The following is a 24,132-nucleotide window of genomic DNA, read 5'->3' as shown; positions in this document are numbered from 1 at the left end:
CGTGGCGTTGAACTGGGTCTCCCCGTGTCGCAACAGGATCAGCCGCCTGACTGCCGACCCGGACTCGGCCGCTTTCACAGTCCCGGCTCCTCCGCCTCGCTCACCGACTCGGAGTCGGCCGGCGGTTCCCGCTGCTCGATGCCCTCGACGGTGATCTCCGGGCAGTCCTTCCACAGCCGATCCAGCGCATAGAAGTTGCGCTCGTCGGTGTGCTGGACGTGTACGACGACGTCGACGTAGTCGAGCAGCGCCCACCGTCCTTCTCGGGTGCCCTCTCGACGCACCGGCTTGTGCCCGGCCTCGCGGAGCTTGTCCTCGATGTTCTCGACAACCGCGTTTACCTGACGCTCGTTGGGGGCGGAGGCAAGGACGAAGCAGTCCGTGATCACGAGCTGCTCCGCAACGTCCAGCACCACGACGTCGGAGGCCAACTTTTCGTCGGCCGCCAGCGCGGCGATGCGTGCCAAGGCGATGGCCTCGTTCGAAGCGCTCACTCAGTGTTCTCCCGGTTCTGCTGGTGTTGTCGATTCTGGTGGTTGGGCGCTGGCCTGTCTCGTCGGGGCCGGCTCGGAAATCGAGACCGCGCCGTCGGACCGGGCGTCGCCGCTAGCGCGGTACAGGTTGCGCTTGCTGATGTACTGCACGACGCCGTCCGGGACGAGATACCAAACGGGCCGGTTTTCGGCTGCCCGCTGACGGCAGTCGGTCGAAGAGATGGCCAGGGCCGGGATTTCGATCAGGTGAACCGCGTCAGCCGGCAGTTGCTGGAGGTGCGAGACGAGATGCTCGGTGTGCAACTTGTAGCCGGGGCGGGAGACGCCGACGAACTTCGCGAGTCCGAACAGCTCCTCCCAGTCCTGCCACGTCAGGATGCTCTCGAGCGCGTCGGCACCAGTGATGAAGTACAGATCCGCGTCCGGGTGCTGGGCCCGCAGGTCGCGAAGTGTGTCGACGGTATACGTGACCTTGTGGCGGTCGATGTCGACCCGGCTCACGGAGAACCTCGGATTGGAGGCGGTCGCGATGACCGTCATGAGGTAGCGGTCCTCAGGGGAGCTGACATGCCGGGCGCCCTTCTGCCACGGCTGCCCGGTGGGGACGAAGATCACCTCGTCGAGCGCGAACCGATCCGCGACCTCGCTGGCCGCCACGAGGTGGCCGTGGTGGATGGGATCGAAGGTTCCACCCATCACGCCGAGGCGGCGCCGGGGGGTAGTCTGCGTCGGCTGCTGCACGGGGATCCAGCTTACGGTCTGTCGCGGCGTCGACTCACACAGGCAGCAATCCGGCGACTACCGCGGCGAGTTGCTGGGCGGATCTGCACTCGTGCATGTCGATCACCTCGTTGTAGACGAGCGCTGCCGAGTCCCCGGTCCCCCATTGTCCCCGGGGCTCGGGGTTGAGCCAGTGGGCATGTTTGGCGACGGACACGAGATGCGCGAGGGTGGGCAACGCGGGATCGCGGTAGTTGTTACGTCCGTCGCCGAGCACGAGCAGCGAGCTGCGGTTCGTAAGGCTGTGCGCATACCTTTCGGCGAATACGCCCAGCGCGTTCCCGTAGTCCGAGTGACCGTCGTAGGTGATCAGTTCAGCCTCCCGGATCATTCGGGACATCGCCACGCCCAGATCGGAACCGGACTCGAAGAAGCGGGTCACCTCGTCCGTGCTGTCGATGAACGCGAAGACTCGCACACGCGAGAACTGTTCACGAAGCGCATGCACGAGAAGCAGCGTGAAGTGCGAGAACCCGGCGACCGACCCGGAGACATCACACAGCAGAACCAATTCGGGTCGAGCCGGACGCGGCTTGCGCTGCACCAGGTCGATCGGAACACCGCCGGTCGACATGGACTTTCGGAGCGTGCGGCGCAGGTCGACCGCACCCGCGCGAGCACGGCTTCGCCGGACAGCCAGGCGGCTCGCGAGCAGCCGCGCCAGCGGCGTGACGCTACGTCGGAGTGCCCCGAGTTCGGAGTCGGACGCCCGCAGGAAGTCGACCTCCTCGGCCAGTTTCGGCACCCCGTAGTTCGCGACCCGTTCCCGGCCGATCTGCTCGGCGGACCTTCGTTGCGTCTCGGATTCGATCATCTTGCGAAAATCCATGATCCGCTGGATCGCGCCGCGCTTGGCCACCTCGGAGGTGTAGTCACCGCCGGACTTGTCCTCGCTCGGCTGGTTACCGAGCAGACCGGAGAGGATCTTCTCGAGTAGATTGTCCGGCGGTACGTTGCGCAACGCTTGATAAGCGGAGAACGCCGGCCCGTTCCTGGACTCGTACTGTCCGATCTCCTCGACCATCCGAGCCGCGAGATCCTCGAGTTGTGCGAGCGCCTCGGGCGAGTCGTCGGAGAGCAACTCGGCGAGCATCGCCTGCAATGCCTCGTAGTCGATGTCGCCGTCGGGCGTGCGCGGCAGCGGCTGGTCGGTGTCACCGTCGTCGCGGACGCCGACGCCGACGGGGAACCACAGGTTGAACAGGGCGTCGAACGTAGCCCGGTGGGTCGGGCGGCGAAGCAGCGCGCAGGCCAATCCTTCCCGGAGTGCCTCTCTGTCGAGCAGGTCCAGGACGGCCATCACCTGCCCGGCGTCGACGGTTTCGGATGGCCCGACGGGGATGCCTCGACGACGCAGAGCCTCGACGAAATCGACGAGGTGCCCGGGGATCCCATGCGGGGCGGGCGGACCGTTGCGACGCACGGGCGAGGAGACCATCGGTTCGACCCTCTCAGTTCAGACGCAGCTCTGCAGCGACACGCTGCTGGTCGGCACGATGCTTGAGCACGACGCCCAGTGTTGCGCGCAATGCATCGGTGTCCAGTGTGTCCAGGCCGAGCGCGAGCAGCGTGCGGCCCCAGTCGATCGTCTCGGACACCGACGGAACCTTCTTGAGTTGCATGCCGCGTAGCACGCCCACCGTGCGAACGAGCTGTTCCGCGACCGCCTCGGGAAGCTCGGGCACCCGGCTCGCGAGGATACGACGCTCGAGTTCGGCGTCCGGGAAGTCGAGATGCAGGAACAAACAGCGCCGCTTGAGCGCCTCCGACAATTCCCGGGTCGCATTCGACGTCAGAACCGCGAACGGCTTGCGAGATGCGGTGATCGTGCCGAGTTCGGGGATTGTCACCGCGAAGTCGCTGAGGACCTCGAGCAGCAGACCCTCGATCTCCACGTCAGCCTTGTCAACCTCGTCGACGAGCAACACCGTCGGGTCGTCGCGACGGATCGCGGTCAGCAGCGGCCGCGCCAGGAGGAACTCCTCCGAGAACACGTCCTGCCTGGTCGCGTCCCAGCCGTCGACGCCGCCATGTCCGTTCCCTGCCGCTCCGGCTTGGATGCGCAGGATCTGCTTCGCGTGGTTCCACTCGTACAGCGCGCGGGATTCGTCGACGCCCTCGTAGCACTGGAGCCGCACCATCTCGGCGCCGGACGTCTGCGCGACGGCACGGGCCAGCTCGGTCTTGCCGACACCGGCGGGACCTTCGATGAGCAGCGGCTTGCCGAGCCGGTCCGCGAGATAGACCGCGGTCGCGGTCGCCTTGTCGGACAGGTATCCGGTCTCGGCGAGACGATCGACGACGTCGTCGACGCTCGCGAACAGCGGGGGTGCGGTCGGTAGTGCCCGGTCCACACTCACTCCTTTCGGCCGTCAGGCAGGTCGGGTATGACCGTCTCCCCAGACGGTCCACTTGGTCGAGGTGAGTTCGCCCAATCCCATTGGGCCGCGGGCGTGCAGTTTTTGTGTGGAGATCCCGATCTCCGCGCCGAATCCGAACTGCTCTCCGTCGGTGAACGCGGTCGAGGCGTTGACCATGACCGCGGCGGCATCGACCCGAGCCGTGAACTCTCTGGCGGCGGATAAATCGGACGTGACGATCGCCTCGGTGTGGCCGGTCCCGTACCGATCGATGTGGGCGACTGCCTCGTCGATGCCATCTACGACCTTGAGGGCGATGTCGAGGGTCAGGTACTCCTCGGACCAATCCTCCTCGGTGGCCGGGACCAGGCCCGGCAGATCGCCGTGCACCGTGACGCTTTGCATCTGCAGGGCTTGGAGCAACTGCGGGACCGCGGTCTCGGCTACCGCCGCGTCGACCAGCACCGTCTCGGCCGTGTTGCAGACGCTGGGGCGGCGGGTCTTGGCGTTGATGAGGATCTTTTCGGCCATCTCCAGATCCGCGGCAGCATGGACATAGACGTGGCAGTTGCCGACGCCGGTCTCGATCGTGGGGACCGTCGCGTCCCGAACCACCGCGTTGATCAGGCCGGCACCACCGCGCGGGATGACCACGTCGACGAGTCCCCGGGCCTGGATCAGGTGGGTGACGCTGGAACGGTCGGCGCTGGGCAATAGTTGGACCGCGTCCGCGGGCAGGCCCTGCGCTGCGAGCGACGCCCGGAGCGCCTTCACGAGCGCGGCATTGGAGCGCGCCGCCGACGAGGATCCGCGCAACAGTGCTGCGTTTCCGGACTTGAGCGCGAGGCCGAAAGCATCGACGGTCACGTTCGGGCGTGCCTCGTACACCATGCCGACCACGCCGAGCGGGACCCGCACCTGGCGGATCTCGAGGCCGTTCGGCAGTGTCGAACCGCGGACGACCTCTCCGACCGGGTCGGCCAGGCCGGCGACCTGACGCAAACCAGATGCAATGCCCTCGATGCGGGCGTGGGTCAAACGCAGGCGGTCGAGCAGGGACTCCTCGGTACCCGTCGCGCGGGCCGCCTCGATGTCCTCGGCGTTCGCCGACAGGACTGCGTCGGCGGCGGCGAGCACCGCATCCGCGGCAGCGTGCAGTGCGGCATCCTTGCGCGCGGTGGTGAGCAGCGCGAGGGCACGGGACGCGACGCGCGCTCGAAGGGCGGCGTCGTGTACCTCCTGGCGGATGTCCCCGGAGTCACTCACGGCCGGTGTGGTGGGCGTCGCGGCGGTCATGCCTACAGGTTAGCGACCGGCTCGACATCGAAATGAAGCGGATAATCGCACTGGCCACTCACCGCCGGTAAGGAGACAGCCGGTGTCGCAGCACAAGACGATCCACATGGCCCCCTCCGAAGAGGGATACAACCGCGGACTCAACGCCCGCACGGTGCAGATGATCGCGATCGGCGGCGCGATCGGGACCGGACTGTTCTACGGTGCCGGCGGGGCCATCGAGAAGGCGGGCCCCTCCCTCATCCTGGTCTACCTGGCGGCGGGTCTGGCGATGTTCGTCATCATGCGTGCTCTCGGCGAATTGCTGACGTATCGGCCGATCTCGGGCAGTTTCGGCGAGTACGCCGAGGAGTTCCTCGGACGGTTCTTCGGATTCGCCACCGGCTGGGCGTACTGGGCAATGGGGGCGGCCACCTGCATGGCCGAGATCACGGTGGCGGGCAAGTACGTCGAGTACTGGTGGCCGAGCATCCCGACCTGGCTGACCGCACTCGTGGTCTTGTTCGTGCTGTTCAGCGCAAACCTCGTCTCGGTGCGACTGTTCGGCGAGACCGAGTTCTGGTTCTCCTCAATCAAGATCACCGCAATCGTCGGCATGATCCTGATCGGCATCGGCGTCCTGACCCTCGGCTTCGGACACGCGAGGAACCCGACCGTGACGAACCTGTGGGCCGACGGTGGTGTGTTCCCGAACGGATTCGGCAGTGCGCTGATGACTCTGCAGGTGGTGCTGTTCGCGTACGTGGGAGTCGAACTCGTCGGAGTCACGGCCGGTGAGGCGAAGGACCCCCGGCGGACGCTCAGAAAGGCGATCAACACCCTGCCGTTCCGCATCGGGCTGTTCTACATCGGATCGCTGCTAGTGATCTTGTCGGTCGCAAGCTGGCGGGACTTCCATGCGGGCAAGAGCCCCTTCGTCGAGGTACTCGAGCAGATCGGCATTCCCGCTGCGGCGGGAATCATGAACTTCGTCCTGCTGACTGCTGCGCTGTCGTCGTGCAACTCGGGCATCTACGCGACGGGTCGGATGCTTCGTAGTCTGTCGCAGCGCCGCGAAGCGCCCGCCGCGCTGGCCAGGCTCAGCAGCCGACATGTGCCGTACGCGGGAATCACCATGTCCGCCGGCGTGATGGTCATCGGTGTGATCGTGAACGTGCTCTCGCCCAACCGTGCCTTCCTCTACATCACCTCGGTGTCCACGGTCGGGATCATCTTCGTGTGGGGCGTGATCCTGGTCTGCCACCTCCGCTACCGGCGTCTTGTCAACCGCGGGGCGCTGCCGGCGTCCGACTATCGTCTTCCCGCCGCGCCGTACACCACCTGGATCACGCTGGCATTCCTCGCGTCCGTCGTCGTGCTGTTGTTCTTCACCGACGCCGGACGAATCGCACTCGTTGTCGGCGCGGTGTTCGGTGTGATGGTGAGCGTCGGTTACTACGCGCTGCTGGGGCGCGAGTCGTCTCGGTACTGAAGTTTCGTTTCGGGGACTCGAGGTTTCGGCAGGCAGCTGACCCATCACCCTTTTGTTACCGTCACGAAGGTAGTGCCTGGTGGACCGGGGACTACTCTCGGGGGAAAGACCTGGGCACCGCGCCGGAGAGCGCTGGAGAGCACAGCCATGACAACACCAGACCCCCCGTCGACCGCCGGGAAGGATCCGGTCCTCGCGTCCACCGCGGTCACGGTGACCGACGGCGCCGCCGTCAAGCGGGCGGTCATGGCCACCATGCTCGGAAACGCCATGGAGTGGTTCGACTTCGGCGTGTATGCGTACCTGGCTACCACGATCGGCCAGGTGTTCTTCCCGGAAGCGAGCGGCCCTGCACAGCTCATGTCCACGTTCGCAATCTTCGCCGTGGCGTTACTCGTTCGACCACTCGGCGGACTGTACTTCGGCCCGCTCGGCGATCGGATCGGCCGCAAGAAGGTCCTGGCCGCCACGATGATCCTGATGGCTTGCAGTACCTTTGCGATCGGATTGATCCCGAGCTACGACTCGATCGGCATTGTTGCGCCGATCCTCCTGGTGATATTCCGTCTGTTGCAAGGATTCTCGACCGGCGGCGAGTACGGCGGCGCTAGCACGTTCATCGCCGAGTACGCGCCTGACAAGCGTCGCGGATTCCTGGCAAGCTTCCTCGAGTTCGGGACCCTGGCAGGCTTCGCGGCCGCCGCAGGACTCGTCACGCTCATCGCCGCGTCGGTAAGCGAGGAAGCACTCGTCGACTGGGCTTGGCGCATCCCGTTCCTCGTCGCCGGCCCGATCGGCGCCATAGGTGTCTACCTGCGAGTCCGCATCGAAGAGACTCCCGCCTTCCAGCAGTACGAGGCAGCCGAACACCTCGCCGAATCCTCACTCTCGGCCGCCGGGCGCCTGCACGAGACGCTCGTGACCAACTGGCGTCCACTGGTGCTGTGTATCGTCCTGGTCGCGGCCTACGACATCACGGACTACGGACTGCTCACCTACATGCCGACCTACCTGTCGAGCACCCTCGGCTACGACGAAAGCCACGGCCTGGTCCTGATGGTCGTCGTTATGGTCCTCATGATGGCCGGCATCACCTTCGTCGGTCGCTTCTCCGACATCGTGGGACGAAAACCGCTGCTGCTCGCAGGGTGCATCGGATTCTTCGTGCTTTCACTGCCCGCATACCTACTGATCGGACTCGGCGCGTACGCGACGATTTTCCTGGGCCTGCTCATCCTCGGATGTCTGCTGCTCCTGTTCGTCGGCGTGTTTCCCTCGACACTGCCTGCACTCTTCCCCACCGGCGTACGCTACAGCGGCGTCGCGATCGGCTACAACGTCTCAGCCGCGCTGTTCGGCGGGACGACTCCACTCTTGATGACCGCACTGCAGGAGGCGACAGGAAGCCACCTGGTCGCCCCGATGTACATGATGATCGCAGCGGTCCTCGGTGGCATTGCGGTCCTGCTCATCCCCGAGACCGCACGCAGGCCCCTCCGAGGGAGCCCGCCCTCGGTGGCCACCCGGGAAGAAGCGCTCGAGGTGCTTTACCACAACCGAAGGTCGGGCCGGTCCCGGCCCGCAGACGGTTGAGGCAGCCACCGGGCCCGATCCGCTTCACGAATCCGTATGCGGGCATACCTCGATATGCCTAGTGTCAGGGCATGCCCGCACTCAGCGTCGTGGTCGTCGGCAGTATCAACATGGATCTGGTTGCCACGGCTCCGCGCCTGCCCTCACCCGGGGAGACAATCCTAGGGACGTCGTTCACGACGACACCCGGCGGTAAGGGGGCCAACCAGGCGATCGCGGCCGCGAAGGCCGGGGCGGACGTCGTGTTCGTAGGCGCTGTCGGGGAAGACACCTTCGCGCTCGAGTTGCGCCAAGCTCTCGTGGACGCGGAGGTCGACAGTGAGCATCTGCGGGAAGTCGACGGCCCCAGCGGTATTGCCACTATCACCGTCAACGGCGATGGACAGAATTCGATCGTCGCGGTCTCGGGGGCCAACTCCCGTGTCACCGAGCTCACCGATGACGATCTCGAGGCTCTTGCCGGCGCCGATGTCCTGTTGTGTCAGTTGGAGATACCACTCGACACCGTGACGACCGCGGCCCGGTACGCTGCCCGGTCCGAGACCGCTGTGATGCTCAATCCGTCACCGGTACAAACTCTTCCACCGGCACTCCTCGAATTGGTCGATGTCCTGATCGTCAACGAAACCGAGGAACGGCAGCTCTCCGAGGACGCCCTCGCCGCAGTACCGCATGTCGTGACGACCCTGGGCGCTGCCGGGGCGCGCTACCGTGGACCCGACGGCGAGCGCCTACGCATCGACTCCCCCATCGTGGGCCCGGTCGACACAACCGGCGCCGGCGATGCCTTCGCCGGGGCGCTCGCGTCCATGTGGAATCGGGGCCCTCGCGAAGCTTTGACCTTCGCATGCGCGGCCGGTGCGCTCGCTACCACTCGTCCGGGAGCAAGCTGCGCATCTCCGACGCGGCCCGAGATCGAGGCTTTGCTGGCCAAGCAGGGCTGACACCCCGAAAAGGTGTTGGCACACTCACCCGGTGCCCGTACGGTCCACGCCATGAGCACATCGCGCGGTCCTGTGCTACGGCCGTGCCTCGGCGAGCAGGAATGGCCCGTACTCGTCGGCATCTGGCGCAGCGCGGTCGAGGCGACACACGACTTCCTCACCCGCGAGGAAGTCGAGTCATACGAGTCCCGCATGGTGAGCGACTACCTACCTGCCGTCGACGTGGTTGTCGCCGAGGTCGACGGGATCCCGGCGGGTTTTTTCGGACTCGTAGACAATTCCCTGGAGATGCTGTTCGTCGACGACTCCTATCGGGGTCACGGCGTCGGCGCCGCGCTGCTCGGACGCGCGGTCGCAGACCATCCCGACCTGGTCCTCGACGTCAACGAGCAGAACCCTCAGGCCGTCGGATTCTACGAGCGCCACGGTTTCGTCACGCTGAGTCGCTCGGCGACCGACTCGGACGGGCTACCGTTCCCGACCCTGCACATGGGACGTCCGGCCGGCTGATCCGATCCGCCGAGATTGCAGTCGATATTCCAGGGGGTGTCTGCGACCTCGGGCACGATGGAGCCATGACGACCGCGACCACAGCAGATCTCCGCGATGAGGCCGAACGGTTGCTCCGGGTACTCGCCGGCCCGGACGCTCGGCTGCGTGAGGATCAGTGGACGGCGATCGAAGCACTCGTCGTGGGACGCCGACGGGCCCTTGTCGTCCAGCGCACGGGCTGGGGCAAATCGGCGGTCTACTTCATCGCCGCGAAGCTGCTCCGGTCCCGCGGACACGGCCCGACAGTCATCGTCTCGCCGCTGCTGGCACTGATGCGGAACCAGGTAAGCTCCGCCGAGCGGGCGGGTGTGCGCGCCGCCACGATCAACTCCGGCAACGTCACCGAGTGGGACGAGATCCACCAGCGCGTCGCGGCACGCGAGCTGGACGTTCTGCTGGTCAGTCCCGAGCGGCTCAACAACCCCGATTTCCGCGATCAAGTGCTCCCGTCCCTCGCCGCCGACTCGGGCCTGGTCGTCGTCGACGAGGCACACTGCGTCTCCGACTGGGGGCACGACTTCCGGCCCGACTATCGGCGCATCCGCACCCTCGTCGAGGATCTCGGGGAGGGCATTCCCGTCCTCGCGACCACCGCGACTGCCAACGACCGCGTCGTCTCCGACGTCGCCACCCAGCTCGGAGTCGGCGGCACCGAGACTCTCGTCCTGCGCGGCACCCTCGAACGTCACTCGCTGAGCCTGTCCGTCGTTCGCATCGCGGAGGCGACCCAGCGCGCGGCCTGGCTCGCCGAACACCTCGACGAACTCCCCGGTTCCGGCATCGTCTACACACTCACGGTCTCCGCCGCGCGAGACCTGGCGAGTCTGCTCGCCGATCGCGGACACCAGGTGGCTGCCTACACGGGTCAGACCGATGCTGCCGAGCGCGAGGTCCTCGAGAGCGACCTGCTGAACAACCGGGTCAAGGCACTGGTGGCTACGTCCGCACTGGGCATGGGCTTCGACAAGCCCGACCTCGGGTTCGTCGTGCACGTGGGCGCGCCGTCGTCGCCCATCTCGTACTACCAGCAGGTCGGCCGCGCGGGACGCGCCACCGACAGCGCCGAGGTGGTGTTACTGCCAGGGCCCGAGGATCAGCAGATCTGGAGCTACTTCGCTTCGGTGTCGTTCCCCCGCGAGCACATTGTCCGCAAAGTGATCGACGTCCTCGAAACCGAACGCCCCCAATCCACGATGGCCCTCGAGCCCCTCGTCGAGCTAGGCCGCACCCGGCTCGAACTGGTCCTGAAGGTCCTCGACGTGGACGGTGCCGTCCGGCGCGTGCGAGGCGGCTGGGTCGCGACCGGACAGCCGTGGTCGTACGACGCGGATCGTTACGGCCGGCTCGAGGCGGCTCGCGGGGCCGAGCAGCGGGCGATGCTCGAATACGAGCGCACCGACGAGTGCCGAATGATGTTCCTACGGCGCCAACTCGACGATCCGGGGCTTGACGGCGACAGTTACTGCGGACGTTGCGACAACTGCACCGGCCCGAAGTACAGCACCGATGTCGCTGCGGAGGCGGTCGCTGACACGCAACGCCGGCTCGACCGGCCGGGCATCGATCTTCCACCACGCAAGCAGTGGCCCACCGGAATGGCGAAGTTGGGAATCGACCTGTCCGGCAAGATCACCGACGGACCGGAGCCTGGCCGCGTCTTGGGCCGCCTGTCGGATCTCGGCTGGGGGCAGCGCCTTCGCACACTGATCGGCGGTTCCGACGCCCCGGTGCCGGATGCGATCGTCGACGCCTGCGTCAAGGTGCTCGCCTCGTGGGACTGGGCCGAGCGCCCGGGCTCGGTGATGTGCGTTGAATCGCCCACCCACCCTGCGTTGATGCGCTCACTCACCACACGGCTCGCGCGCGTGGGGCGTCTTTCCGACCTGGGGGACCTTCGGGTGCAGCCCGGACATTCACCAGCGTCGACGGCGAACTCCGCTTACCGCGTCGCGGGTCTGGTCAACGCGTGGGAGACCCCGGATCTGTCCGGACTCGACCGGCCCGTCCTGCTGCTGGACGCGGTCACCGACTCTGGTTGGACATTGACGATGGCGGCACGGGCGATACGTAGGGCAGGGGCTCCCTCGGTCCTTCCTTTCGCCCTCGCGACCCCGAAATGACACCGAATGTGATAAGCCTCACATTCTGGCTCTCACCTGCGCGGGTGCACGGTCTCCCTCGGCCGATTTCGTCGCGACGATGAAATCCTTAGGCCTGCTTGTTACGTTCGATTGTCGAGGACGCCAACCGCCATGATGCCAACACAATCTAGAACTACCCCAACCACCGCGCCGGACGCGGTGAAGTTCCGTAAACCACAGATCTCAGACGGAGTCCGGCTCTGGGAGATTGCCAAGGATACGCAGGTGCTCGACCTCAACTCGAGCTATTCGTACCTGCTGTGGTGCAGAGATTTTCGGGAAACCTCGATTGTCGCCACCGTGAACAACCGGGCAGTCGGATTTGTCACTGGCTATGTGCGCCCCGGGGTAGTACCCGCCACCCTGTTCGTCTGGCAGGTCGCCGTGGACGAAGAGCATCGCGGGCACGGGCTGGCGGGAAGAATGCTGACCAGTCTGATGGACCACGTCGCACTTCAGGGTGTCTGGGCGTTGGAGACCACGATCAGCCCCGACAATGCAGCATCGATTGCGCTGTTCACATCCGTCGCGCATCGACGTGGATGCACCATCACCAGGCAAGAACTCTTCTCCCCGAAAGACTTTCCCGACAGCCACGAATCCGAAGATCTCTACATCATCTCGCCACAGAACGCTTCCTGAGGAAGGGCTCTCATGACCACTGTCGAGACCAGCATCTTCGAATCCCTCGAATCCGAGGTGCGCAGCTACTGCCGCAGCTGGCCGACTGTCTTCGAAACGGGATCGGGCGCATGGATCCAGGACGAGTCCGGGCGTGAGTACCTCGACTTCTTCGCGGGTGCGGGCGTGCTCAACTACGGCCACAACAACCCGGTGATGAAGAAGGCGCTGATCCAGTACATCACCGACGACGGAATCACTCACGGCTTGGACATGTCCACCGTTGCCAAGCGTGAATTCCTCGAAAGCTTCAAGCGCAACATCCTCGACCCGCGCGCACTCGACTACAAGGTGCAGTTCCCTGGCCCCACCGGTACCAACGCCGTCGAGTCAGCCCTCAAGCTCGCCCGCAAGGTAACCGGCCGAGAATCGATCATCAGCTTCACCAACGCTTTTCACGGTATGACGCTGGGTTCGCTCTCGGTGACCGGCAACTCGATGAAACGTGCCGGTGCCGGCATTCCGCTGGTGCACACCACCCCGATGCCGTTCGACAACTACTTCGGCGGAGTGAGTGAGGATTTCCAGTGGTTCGAGCGGGTGCTGGACGACGGCGGCAGCGGCCTGAACCAGCCCGCCGCCGTCATCGTCGAGACCGTACAGGGCGAGGGTGGTGTCAATGTGGCTCGGCCCGAATGGCTTCGGGCACTGGCTGACCTGTGCAAGCGGCATGACATGCTGCTGATCGTCGATGACGTACAGATGGGTTGCGGCCGGACCGGTCCGTTCTTCTCGTTCGAGGTCGCAGGTATCACCCCCGATATCGTCACGCTGTCGAAGTCCATCGGCGGCTATGGTCTGCCACTGGCGCTGACTCTGTTCAAGCCCGAACTCGATTTGTGGGGTCCGGGAGAGCACAACGGCACCTTCCGTGGCAACAACCCCGCGTTCGTAACCGCAACCACAGCACTGGACCACTACTGGTCTGACGACAGACTGCAGAATGAGACCCTCGCCAAGGGCGAGCGCATCAACGAGGTCCTCTCGAACCTTGCCGACGCGTTCGACGGCGTCAGCACCCGCGGCCGCGGCATGGTCCGAGGATTGGCATTCGACGAACCCCAGAGGGCAGTCACCGTCTGTGGACTGGCATTCGACGAAGGCCTGCTGGCAGAGACATCCGGTCCCTCGGACGAGGTGGTGAAACTGCTTCCGCCGCTAACCATCACCGATGCCGAATTGGACCACGGGCTGAGCATTCTCGCCGAGGCCACCGCCAGGACGTTGGCCTGAGCCACTCCTTCGAGGGTCTGCTTGGTCGGCTTCGAGTCGGCGATTGTTGACCCCCGTAGATGTCCCGCCCGGGTCGATGACGCGGCCGCCGCAACCTCCCGAATCGAGAGTGTTACGGCGACCGCGTGAACCCGCTCGGAGCGGACCCAGGGCCCGGCTTCCGATCCAGAGCGTTTCCGCGTCAGCCCACAGTCTGCAGTTCCGGAGACGGTTCCGGCAACGGCTCCACGTCTTCGACCTCGGGTTCCTGCCTGCGTCGCCACCAGATGGTGAAGGCCGCCGCAGCAACGACGAGTGCAGCGAGAGCGAAGACCACGACCCAGAAACGCGGCCCGTAGTACCCGACAAGCACCATGCGCATCGAGTTGTGTGCCCACGTCAGCGGCATCAATGAATGGATCCACTGCACCGGCGCCGGCAGCTGCTCGATCGGGTAGACGGCACCGAACGTGAAGATCTGGATCATCAAGGCGCCCAGCGCCACGAAGGTTCCGTTCACCGCTCCGAGCACCACGGTGAAGACACGCCCGGCTGCGACAGCAGCGGCGCCGACCAGGATCATGACAGCGATCATCGCCAGGACACTCGGTGGGTCGACGTCAGCGACGACGAGGGACACCACCGACGCCACCAGCGCGGCGACCAGGGCGACGGCGGCAGGGATCCGGTACCGACGCAGACCCTCCTGGATCACGCCGTCATGCACCTGCCGCGCCGGTCCACGACGCGGACGGACGACGAACCAGACCAGGATGCCGACCAGGAACAGCAGCACCGATATCACGGCCGGTACTGCGCCCGGACCGAACCCGGCTGCGGGATAGGCGTATACCTCATCAACACCGACCGGCGAGGCCAATAGTCCCGCGGTGGTGAGGCGCTGCTCCTCGGTGAACTGCGGAACCTGCGCCAGACCCTCGGTGAGCCCGGTTGCAAGTTCGACGCTGCCGGAGTCGAGCTCGCCCATACCGGCGGCAAGCTGTCCCAGTCCGGACGAGAGTTCACCGGCGCCGGCGCTCAACTCTTGCGCACCGGCCGCCAGCTCGCCCAGACCCGCGTCGAGATCAGCTGCACCGGCAGTAGCGGCGAGCACTCCGCCGCGGTAGTCGCTCGAGGGATCGGTGAGCTGGTACGCCAACTCACGAGCACCATCACGCAGTTCGACAAGCTGAGAGGCAATGTCGCCCTGCTCTCCCATAACGCTCAAGATCGGGCCGGTGACCAGGTCGACGACCTCACTGATCTGGCGGGCTCCGTCACCGAGCAGGTCTGTGCCTCCGACGAGCTCATTCATACCTGCGCTCAGCTCACTCGAGCCTGCCGCAGCCTGGTCCGCTCCCGCCGATAGCTCAACGGCGCCGGCAGCGAGTTCCCGGCTTCCTGCGTACGCCTCGTTGGCACCCGCCAGGGCCTCGCCCGCACCGTCCGAGAGTTGCTGGGCACCGGCCGCCGCCTCACCGAAGCCCTGGCCCAGCTCGCCCAGACCGATGAGGACCTCGTCCGCGGACTGCTGACCAATGGACTCCGACACAGCGGACCGCACCTGCGCAATGACACTCTCCCCGACCGGCGTCGCGACCAGGCTGTTGAAATCGTTGTAGACGACTTCGAGCTGGGCCCTGCGCCCGTCCCCGGTCGCGGCGCTGGCCACGTCCGCACTGAACGTCTCCGGGATCACGACCGAGTAGTAGTAGGTACCGTCGTCGACGCCCTCCCGCGCCTGCTCGGCAGTAACCACCTTCCAATCCACGTCACCGCTCTCGACCAGCGCCGCGACTACTTCGTCGCCCACCTCGAGCGGAGTTCCGTCGACCTCCGCGCCCACGTCCGAATTCACGATCGCCACTGGGAGCCGGTTGACGGTGTCACCCGGATTCCACAGAGCCCACATGTAGAAGGCGGCGATCGCGAGAGGGGCGATCACGAGGATGGCGAGAATCGACCGAACGGTATGAGGCCGACGCGCGGACGCGCCAGGCCTACCGGGGGAGCCGGTAGAGAAATCCATTGACTGCTCTCTCGTCGAAGGAACGGGAGCGCGGATGGCGCACGAAAGCACCACCCCGCGATTGACATGTATCGAATTAGTCACGATAGAGAAGAGAACCCGTCGAGGGGGGCGTTTCCGACAAAATGCCCGTGACGGGTCTTCGACGCCTGCATCGGCCCCACCAAATCGGGGGTGGACCGATTCCCGCCCGGTGAGTCACCTCGTCCGTCAGGGGTGCGCGGTGACGTGACGGCCCGACGACAAGCACGGGCCTACCCTGGATCGGGTGATCGACCGGATACTCGAACTGCTCGGCGGCCGGCGCCTGTGCGTGCTTACCGGGGCGGGCGTCTCCACCGACTCGGGTATCCCCGACTACCGGGGCCCCGACTCACAACCCCGGAACCCGATGACCTACCAGCAGTTCGTCGGCGATGTGGCGTTCCGTCGCCGCTACTGGGCTCGAAATCACCTCGGCTGGCGATACATGGACGCCGCCCGCCCCAACTCCGGGCACCGCGCCTTGGCGGGGCTCGAACGCGCCGGCGTGGTACGCGGAGTGATTACCCAGAACGTCGACTTGTTGCACACGAAGGCTGGAAGCCGCCGCGTCATCGACCTACATGGGACCTACGCCCAAGTACGCTGTCTCACTTGCGAACACCGGATCTCGCGGATGACACTCGCCGAACGCCTCGACGCCGCGAACCCCGGCCTCGCCGACACGGGGGCCGTGGCCACCGGCGTCGAAATCGCGCCCGACGCCGACGCGGTCGTCCAGAGCACCAACGACTTTCGGGTGGTCGACTGCGACCGGTGCGGCGGCATGCTCAAACCCGACATCGTCTACTTCGGCGAGAGCGTCCCGAAGCCGCGGGTTGCCTGCGGCTTCGAGATGCTTGCCGAAACCGACGCCCTGATGGTCGTCGGCTCCTCACTCACAGTGATGTCGGGTCTGAGGTACGTCCGCCGCGCCGCTCGCGACGGCAAGCCGATCGTCATCGTCAACCGGGGCGCAACCCGCGGCGACGAATTCGCAGCGCTCAAGGCTGAACTCGGCAGCTCCGAGCTTCTGGTGGAACTAGAGGCCGCCCTACCCGCCTGACTTCGACAACAGAGTGACCAGGGCTACAGCGGGACCAGGTCATCTGCGTGAACGACCGGACGCTGCATGTACGCAGGCAACTCGCTCGTCGAACGACCGAGCATGTCCTCGATCTCGGTCGAATCGTATGCAACGACGCCCCGCGCCACGGGGCGCTCGTCCGGCGCAATGAGAGCAACCACGTCGCCGCCGTAGAAGCGGCCCACGACCTGGGTGATGCCGGCCGGCAGGAGCGACCTCCGTCGCTCCACAATCGCGTTCACAGCTCCCGTATCCAAGTGGATCGCGCCCTGCGTGTCCGCGGCGTGTCGCACCCAGAACTTGCGCGCCGACATCCGGTGCGGCCGAGCGGCGAACACCGTGCCGACATCAGCTGTCGCCAGCGCCGTCGCGGCGTCCGATGCGGCCGCGAGCAGCACGGGCACCCCCGAATCTGCCGCCAACCGCGCCGCCGACAGCTTGGATGCCATACCTCCGGTTCCGAGCGCTCCCCCGGATCCGGCAACCACTCCATCGAGGTCCTCGGGACTGTTGACCTCGGGAATGAGTGTGGCCCCGCCCTTTCGGGGATCGCCGTCGTACAGTCCGTCGACGTCGGACAACAGCACGAGGGCGTCCGCACCCACAAGGTGCGAGACGAGTGCGGCGAGCCGATCATTGTCGCCGAAGCGCAGTTCGGTAGTCGCGACGGTGTCATTCTCGTTCACGATCGCTACCGCGTGCAGCGCGCGCAGCCGATCGAGAGTGCGCTGCGCATTGCGATGCTGCGTGCGACGGGCGATGTCGTCCGCTGTGAGCAGCACCTGGCCAACGGTGCGCCCGTACCGCGCGAACGACGTACCCCACGCGTGCGCCACGGCCAACTGGCCGACACTCGCCGCTGCCTGCTTGGTTGCGAGATCCCTTGGACGATGGGTCAACCCGAGAGGTGCCAGCCCGGCACCCACCGCCCCTGAGGACACCACGACGACGTCCGAACCGGCCCGCATGCGCGCCTCGAGGGCATCGGCCAGCAGGTTCAACCGTCCGAGGTCGAGTCCACCGACCATGCTCGTGACGGCCGAGGATCCGATCTTGACGACGACGCTGCGCGCCGACGCGATCGCAGCCCTGATCTCACTCACTGCTCTTCAGAATCCGTGTCATCGTGCCCACGACGGACGCGGCGGGCGTGTTTGCGTTCGGCCGCGCCGATCCGCTCGACCTGGTCGAGTCGGGCATCGGTGCCGCGACCGGTCCGGACGACGTCGACACCGGCGGGAGTCTGCGGCTCCCATTCGAATCCGACGTCACCGATCGTGACGAAGGCGCCGGGCTCGGCACCCTGCCTGACGAGTTCGTCCTCGACACCGAGGCGCGCCAACCGGTCGGCGAGGTAGCCGACGGCCTCGTCGTTGTCGAACGCGGTCTGCTGCACCCACCGCTCGGGTCGTGCGCCCCGCACTATGAAGCCGCCCGGATTCTCGGGATCGGCGACGACACTGAAGCTGTCCTCGTCGGCCGCGATGGGTCGGATCACCTGACGTTTGGGCGCCGCCGGCGGATGCGACTCACGATAGTCCGCCACCAGCTTCGCAAGCGCGAAGGTCAAGGGACGCAATCCTTCTCGGCTCACCGCGGAGATCGTGAACACCGGCCATCCACGCTCGACGAAATCGGGCGTGACCATCTCGGCCAGTTCCGCGGCCTCCGGCACATCGGCCTTGTTGAGGATCACGATGCGCGGACGATCCGCCAGGTCGCCGAGACCGGTATCGCCCTCGAGGGCGGGCTGGTAGGCCGCCAACTCAGCCTCGAGGGCTTCGACGTCAGAGATCGGATCCCGGCCGGGCTCCAGCGTCGCGCAGTCGACGACGTGCGCGAGAACCGCGCAGCGCTCGAGGTGACGCAGGAAGTCCAGGCCCAGGCCGCGGCCCTGGCTGGCGCCGGGGATGAGGCCGGGAACGTCGGCGACGGTGAACGTCGTCTCGCCGACCGAGACCACGCCGAGGTTCGGCTGGAGGGTCGTGAACGGATAGTCGGCGATCTTCGGCTTGGCAGCCGACAAGACCGACACGAGCGAGGACTTGCCGGCGGACGGGAAGCCGACCAACCCGACATCGGCAACCGACTTGAGTTCGAGGACGAGGTCCCGCTCCTCCCCCGCCTCACCGAGCAGAGCGAAGCCAGGAGCCTTGCGCGCCTTGGATGCGAGTGCCGCATTGCCGAGCCCACCTCGGCCACCGCGGGCCGCCACGTACCGAGTCCCAATGCCGATGAGATCGGCGAGAACCCCACCCTTTGCGTCGAGGACGACGGTGCCGTCGGGAACCTTGAGGATCAGATCCGAGCCGTTGGCGCCCTCCCGGTTGCCACCCATGCCCTGCGCACCGTTGGTCGCCTTCGCACGCGGATGGAAGTGGAAGTCGAGGAGGGTGTGGACGCTGCGGTCCACCTCGAGCACAACATTCCCGCCGCGCCCTCCGTTACCACCATCCGGACCTCCGAGCGGCTTGAACTTCTCGCGGTGGACGGAGGCGCAACCATTGCCGCCTTTTCCGGCGCTGACGTGCAGCACCACGCGGTCAATGAATCGGGACATGACTTCCGGATCCTCCTCGGTCCGTATTTGTTGGCGATTTCCGGGCACTTCCGGAGCAAATGCCCTCGGTGATACACAGTGTGCCGCAGCAGACGCAGCATGGATGAAACAACAATGATGAAACAACAGTAGGGGCGGGCAGGGTTCTGAGACCCTCGCCCGCCCCTACTGGGAAGATCGGAACGGAATCGAACTCGTCACCGAGCCCGGACCGTACGTGGCGGCAGACTAGGCCTCCGCCGCTTCCGGAACAACATTCACGGTCTTGCGCCCGCGCTTGGTGCCGAACTCGACGGCACCCGCAGCGAGAGCGAACAGTGTGTCGTCACCGCCACGACCGACGTTGACGCCGGGGTGGAAGTGGGTGCCGCGCTGACGGACGAGGATCTCGCCGGCGTTGACGGACTGACCGCCGAAGCGCTTCACGCCAAGTCGCTGCGCGTTCGAGTCGCGACCGTTACGGGAGCTGGATGCACCCTTCTTGTGTGCCATGTCGAATCCCTCCCAGGAATCGGAAAAGCTGTATCGGTAGAAGCTGTCTCAGTAGCTCGAGCTACTTGATGCCGGTGACCTTGAGGACCGTCAGCTTCTGCCGGTGACCTTGGCGCTTGTGGTAGCCGGTCTTGTTCTTGAACTTGTGGATCCGGATCTTCGGGCCCTTGGTCTGCTCGACGACCTCGCCGGTCACGGAGATCTTCGCCAGCTTGGCGGTGTCGGTGGTCAACTTCGAACCATCGACCACGAGAACCGGGGCAAGCGAGACAGCGGTGCCGGGCTCACCCTCGATCTTCTCGACCTTGACGAGGTCACCAACAGCGACCTTGTACTGCTTTCCGCCAGTCTTGACGATCGCGTACGTTGCCATCGGACGGCTACCCCTTGCTAATTCGAACGTGCTCGCGCCGCTGCCGTGAGGCCTTCGATGCTGCGCGACTGGTCTGGTATGGCGGCTACCCCTTGCGCGCCCGATGTAGGCCCGAATCGGGCGCAGCAGAGCGATATCGCCGGGTAGCGACCGGTCAAGATTACGGGAAGGCGACCGCCAGGGTCAAACCGGGCCATCGCGTTGCCCCGCAGTAGCGGCAGCTCGCCGCGACGTGCTCCACGGGCGGCGAACTGCCACGATCTCATCAGGTTTCCATCAGGCCTCGGTGTCGGTGGGCGGGCCTGCGGGGCGGGCCGCTGCACGGCGACGACGGGGCCGGCGGACAACCTGTACATCGGCGTCAGCGACTGCCTCCGACGGTGCGGGCGGAGTCGGTGCAGCCTGGGGTTCGACTTCGTGATCGCCCATCGACTGCGAGGTGGGCTCGAGAACCGGGATCACGAACACCGTGCCCGCGTCGGACGCCTCACCCGTCGGTGCCGCCGCCGCCCGCGACACCCGCCGACTCCGCCGTCGCGCCCGCGGTTTCGGCGCTGCCTCCGGCTCGGCTTCGGTCGTATCGGGTTCGCGCTCCTCGGCCTCAGCCGTCCGAGCCTCGACCCGTTCTGCCTCAGCCTGGTCTGCCTCAGCGTGCTCTGCCTCAGCCTCCACGCCCTCGACCTGGGGGATTCCGGCCTTTGCAGCGTCCGAATCGACGTCCCCTGTGTCCGACTCGACCTTCACAGCGTCCGACTCGACCTTCACAGCGTCCGACTCGACCTTCACAGCGTCCGACTCGGAGTCCTCCATGTGGTCGTCCGCGTGGTGGGAAGCCATTGCCAGCGCCACCGGGTGTGCCCGCTTGACGGACGCGTCCGCGGCCGCTTCCTCTGGCGTCTGGTGAGCGTGCTGGCCGTTGGTCGCCGGTTCCTGAGCAGCCGCAGTCGCCCGGTCCCGACCACGCTTCTTTCGAGAGCCCGACTCCTTGGCCTGTCCTCGGCCGTCGTCCCCCGATTTCGTCTCGATGGGGTCGCTGTGCACGACGATCCCGCGTCCGTGGCAGTGCTCGCATGTGGTGGAGAATGCCTCCACCAGGCCCGTGCCGAGCTTCTTGCGGGTCATCTGGACCAGACCCAGAGAGGTGACCTCGGAGACCTGGTGGCGTGTGCGGTCCCGGCTCAGCGCCTCGGTGAGGCGGCGCAGGACCAGGTCGCGGTTGGATTCGAGCACCATGTCGATGAAGTCGACGACGATCATGCCGCCGATATCGCGCAGCCGCATCTGTCGGACTATCTCCTCGGCGGCCTCGAGGTTGTTCCGTGTGACGGTCTCCTCGAGATTGCCGCCTGAACCGGTGAACTTGCCGGTGTTGACGTCGATGACAGTCATCGCCTCGGTTCGATCGATCACGAGCGTGCCTCCCGACGGCAGCCACACCTTGCGATCGAGTGCCTTCGCGAGTTGCTCGTCGATGCGGTGCGTCTCGAAAACGTCGGGTGTGCCCGGCTCCGGGTCGTGCCGCTGGGCCCGCGGCAGCAGGTCCGGGGCCACGTTCTTGATGTACGCCTCGACGGTGGTCCACGCCTTCTCACCCTCGATGACGAGCTTCGAGAAGTCCTCGTTGAAGAGGTCCCGCACGACCTTGACGAGTAGATCGGGCTCCTCATAGAGCGCCTGCGGGCTTCCGCTCCCCTTCGCCTGCGCCTTGTCGGCCTGATCCTGGATCCTCGTCCACTCCGTCTGCAGGCGGTTCACATCGCGTGACAGTTCCTCCTCGCTGACACCCTCGGACGCCGTCCGAATGATCACGCCGGCGTCGGCCGGAACGATCTCTCGCAGGATCTCCTTGAGCCGCTTGCGTTCGGTGTCCGGCAACTTGCGGCTGATGCCCGTGGAACTGCCTTTGGGCACGTACACCAGGAAGCGGCCGGCGAGGCTGATCTGCGTCGTGAGCCGCGCACCCTTGTGACCCACCGGGTCCTTACTGACCTGGACGAGCACCTGGTCGCCAGGCTTGAGCGCCTGCTCGATCTTGCGTTCCTTGCCGCCGAGACCAGCAGCCTCCCAGTTGACCTCGCCGGCATACAGGACACCGTTGCGGCCACGGCCGATGTCGATGAACGCCGCTTCCATGCTGGGCAGCACGTTCTGCACGCGGCCGAGATAGACGTTGCCGACCATCGACGCGGACGACGAACCCGTCACGAAGTGCTCGACCAGGACGCCGTCCTCGAGAACCGCGACCTGGGTCGACGCAGCCGGATTGGCACCGTTGACCCGCTCGCGCACGACCATCACACGGTCGACAGATTCACGACGAGCCAGAAATTCCGACTCGCTCAGGATCGGCGGGCGGCGGCGGCCGGCGTCCCGACCGTCCCGGCGACGCTGACGCTTCGCCTCGAGGCGCGTGGATCCGGTGATCCCCTGGACCTCGTCCTTGGCGCGGGCCTTGTTGCGCGGCTCCCGCTCGTGCACGACGGTGTTCGGCGGATCGTCCTCCGCCGCGACTTCGCCACCCTCGGCGCCGCCCTTGCGACGCCGACGCCGACGCCGACGCCGACTGGTGCCCTCGGCGGCTTGGTCCGACTCTTCCTGCTCGACCTCTCCGGACTCAACGTCCGAGCCGGGTTCGGTGCCCTCGGTGCGCTCACCTGTGGGCTGCGACGAGTCCCGAATCTCGCTGGTGCCATCGGCACCGACCCCGCCATCGGTGGGGCCTTCCTGACTCACGCCCGACTCGGCTCCCTCGGCGGGCTGTTCACCGCGGCCACGCCCGCGACCGCGCCGCCCCCGACGACGTCGACGCTGTTGGTCGCCCCCCTCGGTTTCGGTTGGCGTGGCTTCGGTTGACGGGGCTTCGGTTGACGTGGCTTCGGTCGACCCAGCCGAACCCGCTGTTTCCTCGGCGTCGTCGGCGCCTGTTTCCTCGGTCGCCTCGGCTTGCTGCTCGTCGGCAGGTTCTGGAGCTGCGGCGCCGCGGCGGCTGCGACGACGTGGCGCGGGCTCGGCAACCACAGGCTCGGGCTGCAGAAACAGGGGCGCCTCCATGGCGGCCGTTGCCGCGGTGGGCGGCGGCTCCTGTGCTTGACCTCGATCGAACACGGCGTCGGTGAACAGGCCGGCGCTGGATGATTCGAGCACGTCGGTTCCGGGCGTCGTCTCGACCTCTACATGCGCCGGGTTGACCCCGGTCTCAGCTGGGGTGTCCGGTTCGGACGCGGTCTCCGCCTCGGGGGCAGCCTTCTTGCGGGTGCGCTTGCGCGACGCGGGCTTGACGGCCGCATCCGCGGCCGCGTCAGTTGAGACCGCCGCGTCGACCTGGGACTCGGCGACCGAAGCCTCGGTGAGCAGGGTCTCCGGTTCCCGGGAGGGCTCGGCGGCACCGGACACGGCCAGGTGGATTCGCTCGGCGATCTCGCGCGGCAGGCTGGAGTGTGCGCTGCGCAGCTCGGTTCCGAACGCGGCAGCCTCGGCGAGGACCTGCTTGCTGGTCACACCCAGCAGCTTCGCCAGCGCATGGACGCGAATCTTCTCGGGGAGTACCGGGGGGGTACTCGGTTCGACCGACGCTTCCGCGATCGGTTCCTGAACGTTGTCGGGCGGCGCTTGTTCGGCCACGTATTCTCCTCGAGCCCCCGGGCGCGTCCGTCCGTCTGGTAACCGGAAATGACGCGGCCGCGCGGGGGCGATCGTTGTGTACTCGCACCGAGGTACGAGATTGTATGGTCTCGCTCCACGTGCTTCGCAGTGCCGTTATCACTACAAAATCGCGCGGTGCCTGGCAGGATGGCGGCGATCCACGGCGCGAGCGCCTGACCGCTCACGAAGCGAGCGCCTGATCATCCAGCGTGCCGCACGTGGAAGGATTTCTTCCGTACCAGTGGGCAGCGATGACGGGCTTCGCGCCGTGGTGTCATCCGATCGGATCCGCGTGTAGCAAAATTGCGGCCCGACCGATTCAAGTATCCCACACCCGCGCTGTGTATCTGTCTATTGACGCTCAGGTAGGTGGTGAAACGAAAGGACGCCCCATGGACTCGACG

The 24,132-nt window shown here is 66.2% G+C and carries 19 protein-coding genes; 8 read left to right on the top strand and 11 right to left on the bottom strand.

Annotation, left to right across the window (positions count from 1 at the left end; translation table 11 throughout):
- Nucleotides 1–74 precede the first annotated feature (74 nt).
- The 5 genes from rsfS to EGT50_RS02745 all read right to left on the bottom strand — a co-directional run bounded on the left by rsfS (nucleotide 75) and on the right by EGT50_RS02745 (nucleotide 4,930).
- Nucleotides 75–494, bottom strand: a complete 420-nt coding sequence (gene rsfS, locus EGT50_RS02765) for a ribosome silencing factor (protein WP_127951044.1) — start codon at nucleotides 492–494, stop codon at nucleotides 75–77.
- Entirely contained in the window at nucleotides 495–1,190 is a 696-nt protein-coding gene (gene nadD / locus EGT50_RS02760; protein ID WP_206615739.1) for a nicotinate-nucleotide adenylyltransferase, read from the bottom strand.
- Between the two features lie 79 nt (nucleotides 1,191–1,269).
- Nucleotides 1,270–2,712: a vWA domain-containing protein gene (locus tag EGT50_RS02755; protein ID WP_127951043.1), complete on the bottom strand. Its 1,443-nt coding sequence runs from the start codon at nucleotides 2,710–2,712 to the stop codon at nucleotides 1,270–1,272.
- Nucleotides 2,713–2,725: 13 nt separating this feature from the next.
- Nucleotides 2,726–3,628 carry an AAA family ATPase gene (locus EGT50_RS02750; protein WP_127951042.1) on the bottom strand — a complete coding sequence of 301 codons (903 nt, stop codon included), beginning with the start codon at nucleotides 3,626–3,628 and terminating at the stop codon, nucleotides 2,726–2,728.
- An 18-nt stretch (nucleotides 3,629–3,646) separates the two neighbouring features.
- Entirely contained in the window at nucleotides 3,647–4,930 is a 1,284-nt protein-coding gene (locus EGT50_RS02745) for a glutamate-5-semialdehyde dehydrogenase (RefSeq protein WP_127951041.1), read from the bottom strand.
- Nucleotides 4,931–5,036: 106 nt separating this feature from the next.
- On the opposite strand from EGT50_RS02745, the gene EGT50_RS02740 reads away from it, so the two are divergent.
- From EGT50_RS02740 to ectB, 7 genes are all read left to right on the top strand, one after another.
- The gene (locus EGT50_RS02740) at nucleotides 5,037–6,401 is read left to right on the top strand and encodes an amino acid permease (RefSeq protein ID WP_127951365.1); all 1,365 of its coding nucleotides are present in this window, start codon (nucleotides 5,037–5,039) and stop codon (nucleotides 6,399–6,401) included.
- Between the two features lie 147 nt (nucleotides 6,402–6,548).
- A complete protein-coding gene (locus EGT50_RS02735) occupies nucleotides 6,549–7,994 on the top strand; it encodes an MFS transporter (RefSeq protein WP_127951040.1) in 1,446 nt (481 codons plus the stop codon).
- A 71-nt stretch (nucleotides 7,995–8,065) separates the two neighbouring features.
- Nucleotides 8,066–8,938, top strand: a complete 873-nt coding sequence (locus tag EGT50_RS02730; RefSeq protein ID WP_127951039.1) for a ribokinase — start codon at nucleotides 8,066–8,068, stop codon at nucleotides 8,936–8,938.
- A 51-nt stretch (nucleotides 8,939–8,989) separates the two neighbouring features.
- On the top strand, nucleotides 8,990–9,448 hold the full coding sequence (locus tag EGT50_RS02725; protein WP_127951038.1) for a GNAT family N-acetyltransferase: 459 nt from the start codon (nucleotides 8,990–8,992) through the stop codon (nucleotides 9,446–9,448).
- Nucleotides 9,449–9,513: 65 nt separating this feature from the next.
- A complete protein-coding gene (locus EGT50_RS02720; protein WP_127951037.1) occupies nucleotides 9,514–11,610 on the top strand; it encodes a RecQ family ATP-dependent DNA helicase in 2,097 nt (698 codons plus the stop codon).
- Between the two features lie 132 nt (nucleotides 11,611–11,742).
- Complete coding sequence (ectA, locus tag EGT50_RS02715; protein ID WP_127951036.1) at nucleotides 11,743–12,273, top strand: diaminobutyrate acetyltransferase; 531 nt, start codon at nucleotides 11,743–11,745, stop codon at nucleotides 12,271–12,273.
- A gap of 12 nt (nucleotides 12,274–12,285) precedes the next feature.
- Nucleotides 12,286–13,545 (top strand): diaminobutyrate--2-oxoglutarate transaminase, encoded by a 1,260-nt coding sequence (gene ectB, locus EGT50_RS02710; RefSeq protein ID WP_127951035.1) that lies wholly within the window; start codon nucleotides 12,286–12,288, stop codon nucleotides 13,543–13,545.
- A gap of 181 nt (nucleotides 13,546–13,726) precedes the next feature.
- Here the strand turns inward: ectB and EGT50_RS02705 are convergent, their stop codons facing one another.
- A complete protein-coding gene (locus EGT50_RS02705) occupies nucleotides 13,727–15,553 on the bottom strand; it encodes a YhgE/Pip family protein (RefSeq protein ID WP_127951034.1) in 1,827 nt (608 codons plus the stop codon).
- Nucleotides 15,554–15,821: 268 nt separating this feature from the next.
- Between EGT50_RS02705 and EGT50_RS02700 the strand changes: the two genes are divergently transcribed.
- A complete protein-coding gene (locus tag EGT50_RS02700; RefSeq protein ID WP_127951033.1) occupies nucleotides 15,822–16,640 on the top strand; it encodes an NAD-dependent protein deacetylase in 819 nt (272 codons plus the stop codon).
- A gap of 23 nt (nucleotides 16,641–16,663) precedes the next feature.
- Here EGT50_RS02700 and proB read toward each other — a convergent pair whose 3' ends face one another.
- From proB to EGT50_RS02675, 5 genes are all read right to left on the bottom strand, one after another.
- Complete coding sequence (proB, locus tag EGT50_RS02695) at nucleotides 16,664–17,764, bottom strand: glutamate 5-kinase (RefSeq protein WP_127951032.1); 1,101 nt, start codon at nucleotides 17,762–17,764, stop codon at nucleotides 16,664–16,666.
- Nucleotides 17,761–19,221 (bottom strand): GTPase ObgE, encoded by a 1,461-nt coding sequence (gene obgE / locus EGT50_RS02690; protein ID WP_127951031.1) that lies wholly within the window; start codon nucleotides 19,219–19,221, stop codon nucleotides 17,761–17,763. Before obgE ends, proB begins: the two co-directional genes overlap by 4 nt.
- Before the next feature lie 228 nt (nucleotides 19,222–19,449).
- Nucleotides 19,450–19,713, bottom strand: a complete 264-nt coding sequence (gene rpmA / locus EGT50_RS02685) for a 50S ribosomal protein L27 (protein WP_127951030.1) — start codon at nucleotides 19,711–19,713, stop codon at nucleotides 19,450–19,452.
- 61 nt (nucleotides 19,714–19,774) lie between these two features.
- Nucleotides 19,775–20,086 (bottom strand): 50S ribosomal protein L21, encoded by a 312-nt coding sequence (gene rplU / locus EGT50_RS02680; RefSeq protein WP_127951029.1) that lies wholly within the window; start codon nucleotides 20,084–20,086, stop codon nucleotides 19,775–19,777.
- A gap of 276 nt (nucleotides 20,087–20,362) precedes the next feature.
- Nucleotides 20,363–23,707, bottom strand: coding sequence for a translation initiation factor IF-2 N-terminal domain-containing protein (locus EGT50_RS02675; RefSeq protein ID WP_127951028.1), 3,345 nt, complete (start codon nucleotides 23,705–23,707; stop codon nucleotides 20,363–20,365).
- Nucleotides 23,708–24,132: the final 425 nt, after the last annotated feature.

The organism is Rhodococcus xishaensis, from assembly GCF_004011825.1.
Taxonomy (GTDB): domain Bacteria; phylum Actinomycetota; class Actinomycetes; order Mycobacteriales; family Mycobacteriaceae; genus Prescottella; species Prescottella xishaensis.
This window is presented reverse-complemented; position numbering and strand designations above follow the sequence as displayed.

Coding starts and splice junctions, on each gene's coding strand:
- EGT50_RS02735 (WP_127951040.1), top strand. CDS start 6,549: ATGACAACACCAGACCCCCCGTCGACCGCCGGGAAGGATCCGGTCCTC.
- EGT50_RS02720 (WP_127951037.1), top strand. CDS start 9,514: ATGACGACCGCGACCACAGCAGATCTCCGCGATGAGGCCGAACGGTTG.
- EGT50_RS02725 (WP_127951038.1), top strand. CDS start 8,990: ATGAGCACATCGCGCGGTCCTGTGCTACGGCCGTGCCTCGGCGAGCAG.
- EGT50_RS02705 (WP_127951034.1), bottom strand. CDS start 15,553: ATGGATTTCTCTACCGGCTCCCCCGGTAGGCCTGGCGCGTCCGCGCGT.
- EGT50_RS02755 (WP_127951043.1), bottom strand. CDS start 2,712: ATGGTCTCCTCGCCCGTGCGTCGCAACGGTCCGCCCGCCCCGCATGGG.
- EGT50_RS02745 (WP_127951041.1), bottom strand. CDS start 4,930: ATGACCGCCGCGACGCCCACCACACCGGCCGTGAGTGACTCCGGGGAC.
- ectA (WP_127951036.1), top strand. CDS start 11,743: ATGATGCCAACACAATCTAGAACTACCCCAACCACCGCGCCGGACGCG.
- EGT50_RS02730 (WP_127951039.1), top strand. CDS start 8,066: ATGCCCGCACTCAGCGTCGTGGTCGTCGGCAGTATCAACATGGATCTG.
- rplU (WP_127951029.1), bottom strand. CDS start 20,086: ATGGCAACGTACGCGATCGTCAAGACTGGCGGAAAGCAGTACAAGGTC.
- rpmA (WP_127951030.1), bottom strand. CDS start 19,713: ATGGCACACAAGAAGGGTGCATCCAGCTCCCGTAACGGTCGCGACTCG.
- EGT50_RS02740 (WP_127951365.1), top strand. CDS start 5,037: ATGGCCCCCTCCGAAGAGGGATACAACCGCGGACTCAACGCCCGCACG.
- nadD (WP_206615739.1), bottom strand. CDS start 1,190: ATGGGTGGAACCTTCGATCCCATCCACCACGGCCACCTCGTGGCGGCC.
- ectB (WP_127951035.1), top strand. CDS start 12,286: ATGACCACTGTCGAGACCAGCATCTTCGAATCCCTCGAATCCGAGGTG.
- obgE (WP_127951031.1), bottom strand. CDS start 19,221: ATGTCCCGATTCATTGACCGCGTGGTGCTGCACGTCAGCGCCGGAAAA.